The sequence below is a fragment of the Micromonospora sp. CB01531 genome (assembly GCF_001905095.1).
Taxonomy (GTDB): domain Bacteria; phylum Actinomycetota; class Actinomycetes; order Mycobacteriales; family Micromonosporaceae; genus Micromonospora.
The window spans coordinates 44810-56391 of sequence record NZ_LWLS01000077.1 but is presented as its reverse complement, the minus strand read 5'-3'; the positions used below and the strand labels follow the sequence as shown (position 1 = coordinate 56391).

The 11582-nt window shown below is 74.7% G+C and carries 8 protein-coding genes; 5 read left to right on the top strand and 3 right to left on the bottom strand.

Translation table 11 applies throughout. The features are described from left to right. Positions 1-62: 62 nt before the first annotated feature. Positions 63-878: an SURF1 family cytochrome oxidase biogenesis protein gene (locus tag A6A27_RS22500; RefSeq protein WP_073836649.1), complete on the bottom strand. Its 816-nt coding sequence runs from the start codon at positions 876-878 to the stop codon at positions 63-65. 164 nt (positions 879-1042) lie between these two features. Between A6A27_RS22500 and A6A27_RS22495 the strand changes: the two genes are divergently transcribed. Together A6A27_RS22495 and A6A27_RS22490 are read left to right on the top strand one after the other, a co-directional pair. Beyond that, positions 1043-2410, top strand: a complete 1368-nt coding sequence (locus tag A6A27_RS22495) for a cobyrinate a,c-diamide synthase (RefSeq protein ID WP_073836628.1) — start codon at positions 1043-1045, stop codon at positions 2408-2410. Further along, complete coding sequence (locus A6A27_RS22490) at positions 2407-3063, top strand: GNAT family N-acetyltransferase (RefSeq protein WP_241825393.1); 657 nt, start codon at positions 2407-2409, stop codon at positions 3061-3063. Before A6A27_RS22495 ends, A6A27_RS22490 begins: the two co-directional genes overlap by 4 nt. A gap of 55 nt (positions 3064-3118) precedes the next feature. Here the strand turns inward: A6A27_RS22490 and A6A27_RS22485 are convergent, their stop codons facing one another. After that, positions 3119-5254: a transglycosylase domain-containing protein gene (locus A6A27_RS22485; RefSeq protein ID WP_073836627.1), complete on the bottom strand. Its 2136-nt coding sequence runs from the start codon at positions 5252-5254 to the stop codon at positions 3119-3121. Positions 5255-5387: 133 nt separating this feature from the next. Between A6A27_RS22485 and cobC the strand changes: the two genes are divergently transcribed. Genes cobC through cobA form a run of 3 tightly spaced genes read left to right on the top strand, consistent with a single transcriptional unit; the run spans position 5388 to position 8825 of the window. Then, a complete protein-coding gene (gene cobC, locus A6A27_RS22480; RefSeq protein ID WP_073836626.1) occupies positions 5388-6491 on the top strand; it encodes an Rv2231c family pyridoxal phosphate-dependent protein CobC in 1104 nt (367 codons plus the stop codon). Continuing rightward, complete coding sequence (gene cobT / locus A6A27_RS22475; RefSeq protein WP_073836625.1) at positions 6491-7570, top strand: nicotinate-nucleotide--dimethylbenzimidazole phosphoribosyltransferase; 1080 nt, start codon at positions 6491-6493, stop codon at positions 7568-7570. The genes cobC and cobT overlap by 1 nt, the downstream gene beginning before the upstream one ends. A 46-nt stretch (positions 7571-7616) precedes the next feature. Further along, the gene (gene cobA / locus A6A27_RS22470; protein ID WP_073836624.1) at positions 7617-8825 is read left to right on the top strand and encodes a uroporphyrinogen-III C-methyltransferase; all 1209 of its coding nucleotides are present in this window, start codon (positions 7617-7619) and stop codon (positions 8823-8825) included. Between the two features lie 183 nt (positions 8826-9008). On the opposite strand, the gene otsB is transcribed toward cobA, so the two are convergent. Next, entirely contained in the window at positions 9009-11570 is a 2562-nt protein-coding gene (gene otsB / locus A6A27_RS22465) for a trehalose-phosphatase (RefSeq protein ID WP_443189993.1), read from the bottom strand. Between the last annotated feature and the right edge of the window lie 12 nt (positions 11571-11582).

The following is an 11582-nucleotide window of genomic DNA, read 5'->3' as shown; positions in this document are numbered from 1 at the left end:
CGCGGGCCGCCCCGGCGCCGCAGTGTGCCCGCCGGCGGACCGGCCCGATCAGTGGGCGTCGGTCAGGTGGCGGCGGGCTCGGCGGCCCGGTCGACCGGCTTACGCGGCCTGTCCAGGCCGGCAGCGTGCCGCGCCTCCCGGCGCGCCACCCAGCCGTAGCCGAAGAGGCTCATGGCGGCGAAGAGCCACCACTGCACCACGTACCCGAAGTTCTGCCAGTTGTTGGTGTGCCCGATCGGGACGGCCTGGAAGGCCGGGTCGGCGGCCGGCGCCTGCTGGTCGAGCAGGACGTAGCCGCCGGCCACTGGGTAGGGCAGCTGCTTGGCGAGGCGGGGGAGGCTGATCCGCCGGGTCTCCAGCTTGCCGTTGCGCCGGTCGACCGCGCCGCCACCGCTCTCGCTGGCCACCACCCGGCCGGTGACCGTCACGTCGCCGCTGGGTGCGGCCGGCACCTGAGGCTGGGCGGTGGCGTCGCCACCCGGGGCGGGCGGGATCCAGCCCCGGTTGACCAGCACGGCGGTGCCGTCCTCGAGGACGAGCGGGGTGAGCACCTCGAAGCCGACCTCCCGACCGATCGTGCGGCCGCGGACCAGGACCAGGTTCGTGGTGTCGTACCGGCCGGTGGCGGTGACCTTGGACCAGGTGAGCTGCTCGGCCGGGGCCGCGCCGGTGGTGCCGGGCCCACCGGTCGGGGCGGGCAGGGCGTCGCGGAGCGGCGCGGGGGTCATGGTGGAGCCGGCGTCGATCCGCTCGTTGATCGCCGTACGGCCCCGGTAGCGGTCCAGCTGCCAGTTGCCGAGGAACACCATCACCGCGGCGGCGACCAGGGTGAGCGCGAGATAGCCCAGCCAGCGCGGGGTCAGCAGGAACCGGTACACGTCACAGAAGGCTACCCGTATGAGCCGGTGCCACTGACCCGGACCGGGCCGGAACAGGTCGGCCGGCGGCCGTCGCCGGTCGGACCGGGCGGGTATGGTCACGCGGGCGGAAATCACCGCGCACCGCCCACCGCGTACGTCCCGTCGCCTACGAGGAGTCGATGATGACCGTCGTGCCGCGCGTCGTGCTGAGCGCGCCCTCCTCGGGGCGCGGCACCGGTGCCCTCTCCCTCGGTCTGCTGGCCGCCCTCGCCGAGCGGGGGCTGGACGTGGCGGGCTTCAAGATCGGGCCGGACCAGGTGGACGCGGCGTACCTGGGGTTGGCCGCCGGGCGGCCGGGGCGGAACCTGGACCCGCGGCTGGTCGGGCCGGAGCGGATCGCGCCGCTCTTCGCACACGGCAGCGCCGGGGCCGGCTTCGCGCTGGTGCAGGGCACCCTGGGGCTCTACGACTCGATCACCGGCCGGCCGGAGGCCGAGTCCACCGCCGCCGTCGCCACCGCCCTGCGCAGCCCGGTGGTGCTGGTGGTGGACGTGGCCGCGATGGGCCAGTCGGTGGCCGCCCTGGTGCACGGCTTCCGCGCCTACGACGAGCAGCTCTGGCTGGGCGGCGTGATCCTCAACCGGGTGGCGTCGCCCCGGCACGAGGCGATGCTGCGCCTGGCGCTCGACGACGTCGGGGTGCCGGTCTACGGGGCGCTGCGCCGCCACGAGCTGCCCCCGGCGCTCCCGGCCCGCCGGCACGGCATGGTCCCGGTGGTCCGGCGGGACGGCGAGGCGCTGCGGGCGGTGGGCCGGCTGGGCGAGGCGGTGGCCAGCACGGTCGATCTGGACCGGCTGCTGGTGCTGGCCCGCTCCGCGCCGGAGCTGGCGGTCGAGCCCTGGTCGCCCACGTCGGTCGGCGGCGCGCCGCCCGGGGATCGGCCGGTGGTGGCGCTGGCCGGCGGCCCGGGCGGCAGCTACAGCCACCCGGAGACGGCCGAGCTGCTGCGCGCCGCCGGGGCCGAGGTGGTCACCGTCGACCCGCTGCGGGACGAGGCGCTGCCCGCCGGGACCCGCGCGCTGGTGGTCGGCGGCGGGCTCTCCGAGTCGTACGCGGAGCAGCTCTCCGGCAACCGCCGCCTCTGCATCGCCGTGGCCGAGCTGGCCCGCACCGGTCGACCGGTGATCGCCGAGGGCGCCGGGCTGCTCTGGCTGGCCCGCGAGCTGGACGGACTGCCCATGTGCGGGGTGCTCGACGCGATCGGGTCGAGCCGGGACGGTCTGGTGATCGGCTACCGGGAGGCGACCGCCAGCACCGACAGCGTGCTGGTCCCGGCCGGCACGAAGGTGGTCGGGCACAAGCAGCACGCCGCCGTGCTCACCCCGCGGGCTGGCGAGCGGGCGGCGTGGAGCTGGCCGGCTGGTGCCCCGGAGGGCTTCGTCTGGCGGGGCGTGCACGCCTCGCAGCTCGTGCCGCACTGGGCCGCGTACCCGGAGATCGCGGCCCGGCTGGTCGCGGCGGCCGTGGCGCCGGCGGAGGCCCCGGCGTGATCGGGCAGGTGGCGGTGCGCCGCTTCCCGGCGCTAACCGTCTCCACCCCGCGCACCGAGGTACGCCCGCTCGCGGCGGCCGACGCCGAGGCGGCGGACGAGGTGTTCGGGGACCGGCAGACTCAGCGCTGGCTGCCGCTGGCCGAGTCGTCGGGGCGGATCGACGGGCGTGCCTGGTGCACCGAGCTGGCCCGGCAGCGCCGGGACAGCGGCGACGGCGACCACTACGGGGTGGTCCGGCGGGAGGACCAGCGGGTGGTCGGCTGCCTCTGGACCCGGCGCACCGACTGGGGCGCCCGACTGACCGAGGTGTCGTACGCGATCGCGCCGCACGCCCGGGGCTACGGCCTGGCCGCCGAGGCGGTGGACGCGGTGGCCATCGCGCTGATCCTGGAGCACGGCTTCCAGCGGGTCGAGCTGCGGGTGGCGCCGGGGAACGTGGCGTCCCGGCGGGTGGCTGAGAAGGCCGGTTTCAGCTACGAGGGCCTGCTCCGAATGCCGGGTTCGTCCGCGGCGCCCGCGTCGACCTCGAAATCTGGTCGTTCGTCGCCGCCGACCTGCGCTGACCCACCCAGCCCGTCAGGGCCCCCGCCCGGGACGGCGATCAAGAGGTTCGCGTCCGGATCCGCACGATCCTGGACGCAAACCTCTTGATCAACCCGGGCGCACCCCCAGGTGGTCCGGCCGACGGCTCCGACCGGCGGGACGGTCAGCCGACGATCTGGTCGGACGGTGGGGTGAACTGGCGGGTGGGCTGGCCCTTGAGCGCGTCGCGCAGTGTCATCGCCACCGCTTCGACGGGCACCTGGGACAGCCCGTCACCCACCGCGTTGAACGGGTTGTCCGGGTCGGCGATGAAGCTGGCCGCGGCCAGCTCCGGGGTGTAGCCGGCGAACCAGGCGGACCGCGTGCTGTCGGTGGTACCCGTCTTGCCGGCGACCGGGCGGCCGACCGTGCCCCGGACGCTGTCGGCGGTGGACCAGCCGCCGCAGCCACCCTTTGCCGGGGTGTCACCGGTCGGGCAGCGGGCGGCGTCGGTGGCGGCCCGGGCCGCGTCCGCGCTGACCACCTGCCGGCAGCGCGGCTTGGCGACCTCCCGCTCCACCCCGCCGGCGGTGGTGTACATGGCCGGCGTGCCGTCCCGGTTCAGGATCGAGTTGACCGGGATGGCCTCGCAGTACCGGCCGTCGGCGGCCACCGCGGCGTACGCGTTCGCCACCTCCAGTGGGGTGGCGTCGGAGACGCCCAGGGTGAACGCGCCCCACTTGTTCGCCTTGCCCGGCGCGGCGTGGTCACGGTCCACGTCGGTACGCCAGCGCAGCCCGAGCTGCTCGGCCAGGCGCACCCCCTTCTCCGCGCCGATCTTCTCCTCCAGCTGCACGAAGAAGGTGTTCACCGATTTGCCGAAGCCGGACCACATGGTCTGCACGCCGGTCATCGCACCGCTGGCGTTGACCGGGGCCCAGCCGTCGTAGATGGCCGACTGGTACTTGAACGGCGAGTTGATGGTGTCGGAGAGCTTCGTACCGGAGTTGAGCGCGGCGAGCATCGTGAACATCTTGAACGTCGATCCGGCCTGGTAGCCCGGGAGTGTGCCCCCGCCGAGCAGCGGCGCGACGGTGTTCGGATAGTTCGCCTTGACGTTCGGGCCGGCCTCCGGGTTGGAGCTGTTCGGGTTCTCGCTCAGGTCGAGCGAGTAGTTCCGGTTCACCGCCATCGCCTTGATCCGTCCGGTGCCCGGCTCGGCGACCACGATTCCGTTGGCGAACGGGCTGCCGGTGCCGTCCTTGGCCCCCACGTTCTTCTCCGCTGCCTCCTGGATCTTCGGGTCGAGGGCGAGCACGATCCGGTAGCCGCCGCGGCGCAGGTTGTCCATCCGTTCCAGGCGGTTGGCCCCGAACGCCGGCTGCGAACTCCACCAGTTCTTCAGGTAGTCGCAGTAGAAGCCCCAGGTCGCCCGGTACTTCTCGAGGAGCGCGGCGCAGTCGTTCGGCGGGTTGGTGAGCCGCAGCCGGATCGGCTCGGCCTTGGCCCGGGCGGCGGCGTCGGGTGACAGGAAGCCGAGGCGGGCCATGTTGTCGAGCACGTAGTTGCGCCGGCCGGTGGCGTCCTTCTGGTCGGAGGTGATCGGGTCGTACTCCGACGGGGACTTCACCAGGCCGGCCAGGGTGGCCGCCTCGGTCGGGGTGAGGGTGGCCGGGGTCTTGGAGAAGAAGATCTGCGAGGCCGCGTAGATCCCGTACGCCCGGTGGCCGAAGTAGGCCGAGTTGAGGTAGCGCTCGAGGATCTGTTCCTTGCTGAGGTGCTTCTCGATGTCGAGCGCCATGCGCATCTCCTTGACCTTGCGCAGGCTGGTCTGCTGGGTGGCTTCCTGGACCTCCTTCGGGGTCTTCGCGCTGTCCCGCAGGGCCATCCGGACGTACTGCATGGTCAGGGTCGAGGCGCCCTGGGAGACGCCGCCGGAGCGGGAGTTGGCGACGAAGGCGCGGGCCACGCCCTTCGGGTCGACGCCGCGGTGCTGGTAGAAGCGGTTGTCCTCGGCGGCGACGATCGCCTGCTGCACGTTCGGCGAGATGTCCTGGATCTTGGTGTACTGCCGGTACTCCTCGTAGAACATCGTCAGCACGGTCTTGCCGTCCGGCGCGTAGAGGTACGAGGTCTCGGCGGGTAGCGCGGTCTTGAGGATGTTCGTCTTCTGCTCCACTGCGTGTGCGGTGGCCTTGGCGCCGATGCCAGAGAGGGCGGCCAGTGGAAACATCGCGGCGGAGACCACGATGCCGGCGATGAGCCCGGCGCGGAGGAGGAGAACGGCACGACCAGCGGAGGCACGGGGTCGGTTGCTCACGAGGTCAAGCTATGACATTTCCGATTCGGAAATGAGAAGAATTCATAAACGGGCGAGTGGGTCGAGCGGTGGTGACGCGTCCCACGCCGGGATCCGCTGTCCCGGGCGACGGCTTCCCGGCAGGATCGCGGACATGCGTGCTCAGCTGACCGGGACGCCGGCCGCCGCCGGGCCGGAAGCGGACCGGCGGGACGAGCCCGACCTCGGGCATCACGGGGACGCCGAGGCGACCCCGGGCCTGGTCGACATGGCCGTCAACGTCCGCCGCGCCCCGATGCCCGACTGGCTGGCCGACCCGCTCGTCGCGGCGCTGGGCGAGCTGGCCGCGTACCCCGATCCCGGTCCGGCCCGGGCCGCCGTCGCCGCCCGGCACGGGCGTACCCCGGAGGAGGTAATGCTCACCGCCGGCGCGGCGGAGGGCTTCGTGCTGATCGCCCGGGCGCTGCGCGACGCCCGGCGACCGGTCGTGGTGCACCCACAGTTCACCGAGCCCGAGGCCGCGCTGCGGGCCGCCGGGCACGCCGTCGAGCGGGTGCTGCTCGACCCGGCCGACGGCTTCCGGCTCGACCCGGCCCGGGTACCCGCCGACGCCGACCTGGTGCTGGTCGGCAACCCCACCAACCCCACCTCGGTGCTGCACCCCGCCGCGCAGGTCGCCGCGCTCGCCCGCCCCGGCCGGGTGCTCGTGGTCGACGAGGCGTTCGCCGACACCACCGTCGCCCCCGGCGTGGCCGGCGAACCCGAGTCCCTGGCCGACCGCCGCGACCTGCCCGGCCTGGTGGTGGTCCGCAGCCTCACCAAGACCTGGGGGCTGGCCGGCCTGCGGATCGGCTACCTGCTCGGCGAGCCGGCGCTGCTCGCCCGGTTCGCCGCCGCCCAGCCGCTGTGGGCGGTGTCCACCCCCGCGCTCGCCGCCGCCACCGCCTGCGCGTCCCCGGCCGCCGTGGCGGCCGAGCGCGCCATCGCCGCCGGGCTCGCCGCCGACCGCGAGCACCTGGTGGCCCGCCTGTCCGGCCTCCCCGGGGTACGCGTCGCGGGCCGCCCGGCTAGCGCGTTCGTCCTGGTCCACCTGCCCGGCGCCGCCGGGGTGCGGGAGCGGCTGCGCGAGCGCGGGTGGGCGGTACGCCGGGGCGACACCTTCCCCGGGCTCGGCCCGGACTGGCTGCGGATCGCGGTGCGCGATCCGGCGACGACCGACGCGTTCACCCACGTGCTGGCGGAGATCCTGGAGGCATGATGCTGGAGTCCACCGTGGCGGCGATCCGACCGCTCGACGAGACCGCCATGGCGGCGGCCCGCGAGCTGCAGGGCCGGCTGACCAAGCCCGCCGGCTCCCTCGGTGCGCTGGAGCCCCTCTCCGTACGCCTCGCCGGGCTGGCCGGGGCCTGCCCGCCGCCGCTGCCCGAGCCGGCCACGGTGGCCATCTTCGCCGGCGACCACGGCGTGCACGCCCAGGGCGTGACCCCGTGGCCGCAGGAGGTCACCGCGCAGATGATCGGCAACTTCCTGGCCGGCGGCGCGGTGGTCAACGCGTTCGCCCGGCAGGCCGGCGCCTCCGTCACCGTGGTCGACGTCGGCGTCGCCACCCCGCTCCTGGTCGACCCGGCGGCGGACGCCACCGACCCGGCCGGGCCCCGGCTGGTCGCCGCGACCGTCCGCCCCGGCACCCGGGACATGACCGTGACCGCCGCGCTCACCAGGGACGAGGCGCGGGCGGCGGTGGAGACCGGCATCCGGATCGCCGGGGAACTGGTCGACGCCGGGGCGGGCATCCTGCTGACCGGTGACATGGGCATCGGCAACACCACCCCGGCCGCCGCGCTGGTCGCCGCGTTCACCGGGGCCGACCCGGCCGAGGTGACCGGGCGCGGCACCGGGGTGAACGACGGGACGTACGCGCGGAAGGTCGGCGTGGTGCGGGCGGCGCTCGACCGGCACGCGCCGGACCCGGCCGACCCGCTGGGCGTGCTGGCCGCGGTCGGCGGGCTGGAGCACGCCGCGCTGACCGGGCTGGTCCTGGGGGCCGCCGCGCGCCGGGTGCCGGTGCTGCTGGACGGGGTGATCGCGGTCAGCGCCGCGCTGGCGGCCGCCGCGTTCGCACCCGACGCGGTCGGGGCGATGGTCGCCGGGCACCGCTCCGCCGAGCCGGGTGCCACGGCCGCCCTGCGGCACCTCGGCCTCGACCCGCTGATCGACCTCGGGCTGCGCCTCGGTGAGGGCACCGGGGCGCTGCTCGCGCTCCCGGTCGTCACCGGCGCGGTCCGGGTGCTGCACGAGGTGGCCACCTTCGACTCGGCGGGCGTGGCGGAGAAGTGAGCGAGCGGAGCGAGCGAACCATCAGGCTCGGTAGCGAGGCGGCGGCGTGACTGGCAACCCGTACCCCCTCGGGCTGCGGCTGGCCGGCCGGCGGGTCGTCGTGGTGGGTGGGGGAGCGGTGGCCACCCGGCGGGTGCCCGCGCTGCTCGACGCCGGCGCGGACGTCCTGCTGGTCGCGCCGGAGCTCACCCCGGCGCTGCGGGCGCACGCCGACGCGGGCCGGCTGCACTGGGTGCCGCGCCGCTTCGCCCCCGCCGACCTGGACGGTGCCTGGCTGGTCCAGGTGGCCGTCGACGACCCGGCCGCCGCGGCCGCGGTCAGCGCCGTCGCCGCCGAGCGCCGGATCTTCTGTGTCCGCGCCGACGACCGGGCGGCGGCCACCGCGTGGACCCCGGCGGTCACCCGGCACGGCCCGGTCACCGTCGCCGTGCTCGGCGGCGGCGACCCGCGCCGCGCGATGGCCGTCCGGGACGCCGTCCGCGACCTGCTGAGCGTGCGTCCCCAACCGTCCGGTAGGACCGGCGGCGCACCCGGACGGGTGGCGCTGGTGGGCGCGGGGCCGGGTGACCCGGAGCTGATCACCGTGAAGGGTTGGCGGTTGCTAACCGGGGCGGACGTGGTGGTCGCCGACCGCCTCGTCCCCGGGCTGCTCCTCGACGAGCTGCGCCCCGACGTCGAGCTGGTCGACGCCTCGAAGATCCCGTACGGGCCGTCGCGCGCGCAGGAGGAGATCAACCGGATCCTGGTGGACCGGGCCCGGGCCGGGAAGTTCGTGGTCCGGCTCAAGGGCGGCGACCCGTACGTCTTCGGCCGGGGCGGGGAGGAGTTGCTGGCCTGCGCCGAGGCGGGCGTACCGGTGACCGTGGTGCCCGGGGTGACCAGCGCCGTCGCCGTACCCGCGGTGGCCGGTGTGCCGGTCACCCACCGGGCGGTGGCGCACGAGTTCACCGTGGTCTCCGGCCACCTGGCCCCCGACTCGCCGGCGTCCCTCGTCCGCTGGGCGGCCCTCGCCGGCCTGCGCGGCACCCTGGTCGTCCTGATGGGCCTGAAGAACCTCGCCGCGATCAGCGCCGCCCTGGTCGCCCACGGCCGCCCGGCGGAGACCCCGGTGGCCGTGGTCCAGGAGGGCACGACCAGCGGCCAGCGGACACTCCGCTCGACGCTCGGCGCGGTGGCGGTCGACGTGCTCGAGGCAGGCGTCCGCCCGCCCGCCATCGTCGTCATCGGCGACGTGGTGGGGGTGCTCGACGTCTGACCCGGCTCGTCGTCGAGGGTTTCCGGGGAGCCCACCCCGCTCCAGGCGGTCAGGCTTGATCCTTCCGCGGGGCGGGCTCCCCGGAAACCTGGTCGTGGGTGGGGTCCGTCCGTCGGTGCGCGAGGGAACAGTGAACCGGCGGCCGAGACTCCTCGTCTCCGGCCGCCGGGGTTGCTGGTCAAGTCACTGCTTGAGCATGTTGTCCAGCAGCAGGGCGCAGCGGATCAGGCCGAGGTGGCTGTACGCCTGCGGGTGGTTGCCCAGGCCGCGCTCGGCGAGCGGATCGTACTGCTCCGGGAGCAGCCCGGTCGGGCCCGCCGTGTCGATCATCTGGACGAACAGCTCCTCCGCGTCGGTGCGCCGGCCGGTGCGCAGGTACGCCTCGACCAGCCACGCCGTGCAGATGTGGAAGCCGCCCTCCCGGCCGGGCAGGCCGTCGTCCCAGTGGTACCGGTAGACGACCGGGCCGCTGCGCAGGTCCGCCTCGATCTTGAGCACGGTGGACAGGAAGCGCGGGTCGTCGCCCGGGAGCAGCCCGGACAGGCCGATCCACAGCGACGAGGCGTCCATGTCCTCGTGCCCGTACGCGACGCTGTACGCCTCGGCCACCTCGTGCCAGCCGTACTCCAGCACGTTCGCGGCGATCCGGTCGCGCAGCTCCACCCACTCCGGCCGGTCCTCGTGGCCGTGCTGCCGGACCACGTGCAGTGCCCGATCGACGGTCATCCAGCACATGACCTTGGAGAAGATGTGGTGCCGCGGCGGGAGGCGGGCCTCCCAGATGCCGTGGTCGGGTTCGTGCCAGCGGCGGCGGACCGCCTCGACCATGTTGTCCAGCACCCGCCACTCGTCCTCGCGGACCGAGCCCCGCGCGTCGGCCACCGCGGCGATCAGGTCGGCGATCGGGCCGAAGACGTCGAGCTGCAGCTGGTGGTTGGCGAGGTTGCCGACCCGGACCGGTCGGGAGCCGGCGTACCCGGGCAGGGTGTCGATAACCGCCTCGGCGCCCAGTTCGTACCCGTCGACGGTGTAGAGCGGATGCAGTCGCTCCGGGTGCCCGCCGGTGCGCTCGACCACGCCGTCGATCCAGCGCAGCAGCGCCTCGGCCTCCTCGGTCGAGCCGAGGTCGACCAGGGCCCGCGCGGTCATCGACGCGTCCCGCAGCCAGCAGTAGCGGTAGTCCCAGTTCCGGACGCCGCCCAGCTCCTCGGGGAGCGAGGTGGTCGCCGCGGCGAGGATCGAGCCGCTGGGCTCGTGGCAGAGCGCGCGCAGGGTGAGCGCGCTGCGGGCGACCAGGTCCCGGGCGGTGCCGGGCAGCCGCAGCCCGGCCACCCAGTCCTTCCAGGGCTGCTCGGCGGCGGCCTGCCGCTCGTGGATCGGCACCGCGTGGTGCTCCAGGCTCTGCGTGCCGAAGCGCAGCTCCAGCACGACCTGCCCGCCTAATGCGGACAGGTCGACCACGGCCTTCGCCGTCTCGTTCACCCCGTCGCTGGTGACGTCCCAGTTCAGCCCGGGCGAGTAGAGAGCCATCGGCTCGTTGGAACCGAGCACCAGCAGGCCGTCGTCGATCGGCTGCAACTGCACCGCCACCTGGCCGAACTCCGGCCGAGGGGCGAAGTCCACCCGGGCCCGGCCGGTGCCGGTGAGCACCCGGACCAGCGTCGAGTCGCCGGTGACGACGGCCGGGCCGTCCGGGGTGGTCTCCGTCGCCGGCACGTCCAGCCAGTCGGTGACGGTCAGCCCGGACCAGCGGGTCTCCACCGTCATGGTGCCGCTGCGGTAGCGCTGACCGAGCGGGATGCCGCCGCGCTCCGGCGAGATGCTGAAGTGCCCGGCCGGGCTGCCGCCGACCAGGTCGGCGAAGATCGCCGCCGAGTCCGGCTTCGGGTGGCACAGCCAGGTGATCTTGGCGTCCGGGGTGAGCAGCGCGACGGTCCGGCCGTTGGCCAGCATCGAGTGCCGCTCGATCGGCACCGCGCGTTCGCCGAAGAGCCAGTGCCGCCGGGTCTCCAGCAGCAGGCCCAGCGCCCGGGCCGCCTCGATCGGCTCGGCCACCCGGTAGTCGGCCTGGGTGTCGCCGGGGCCGATCTTGATGCCGACGTCCGGGCCGTGCAGGTTGCCGAAGGCGTTCTCGTCGGTGACGTCGTCGCCGATGAAGAGCACCGCGCTCGCGGCGAGCTGGGTGCGGAGCTGGTCGACGGCGGTGCCCTTGTGGGTGGCCACCACCGACAGCTCGATGACCTCCTTGCCTTGCGTGACGGTCACCTCGTCCCAGGTGGCCGGGCCGCTGCGCACCGCCTCGACGGCGGAGGCGGCCACCTGCGGGTCCACCCCGCGGGTGTGCATCGCGACGCTGGCCGGCTTGCGCTCCAGCCGTACGCCGGGGTGGTCGGCGGCGATCTGGCGCAGCGCGTCCCGCAGCCGGGTCCGCACCGCGATCAGCTCGGGGGAGAGCCGCTCGACGAAGCCGATGTCGAACTCCGAGCCGTGGCTGCCGACCAGGTGCACCTCGCTGGGCAGCCGGGAGAGCGTGGCCAGGTCGCGCAGCGCGCGCCCGGAGACCACCGCGACGGTGGTCTGCGGCAGCGAGGCCAGCGCGCGGACCGCGGCCACCGACTCGGGCAGCGGGACGGCCTTGCTCGGGTCCTCGACGATCGGCGCGAGCGTGCCGTCGTAGTCGCAGGCGACCAGGAGCTGCGGAACCCGGGCGATCCGGCCGATGGCGGCACGCAGCTCGGGATCCATGACGGGGTGGGT

Coding starts and splice junctions, on each gene's coding strand:
- A6A27_RS22495 (WP_073836628.1), top strand. CDS start 1,043: ATGACCGTCGTGCCGCGCGTCGTGCTGAGCGCGCCCTCCTCGGGGCGC.
- cobC (WP_073836626.1), top strand. CDS start 5,388: ATGCGTGCTCAGCTGACCGGGACGCCGGCCGCCGCCGGGCCGGAAGCG.
- cobT (WP_073836625.1), top strand. CDS start 6,491: ATGCTGGAGTCCACCGTGGCGGCGATCCGACCGCTCGACGAGACCGCC.
- otsB (WP_443189993.1), bottom strand. CDS start 11,570: ATGGATCCCGAGCTGCGTGCCGCCATCGGCCGGATCGCCCGGGTTCCG.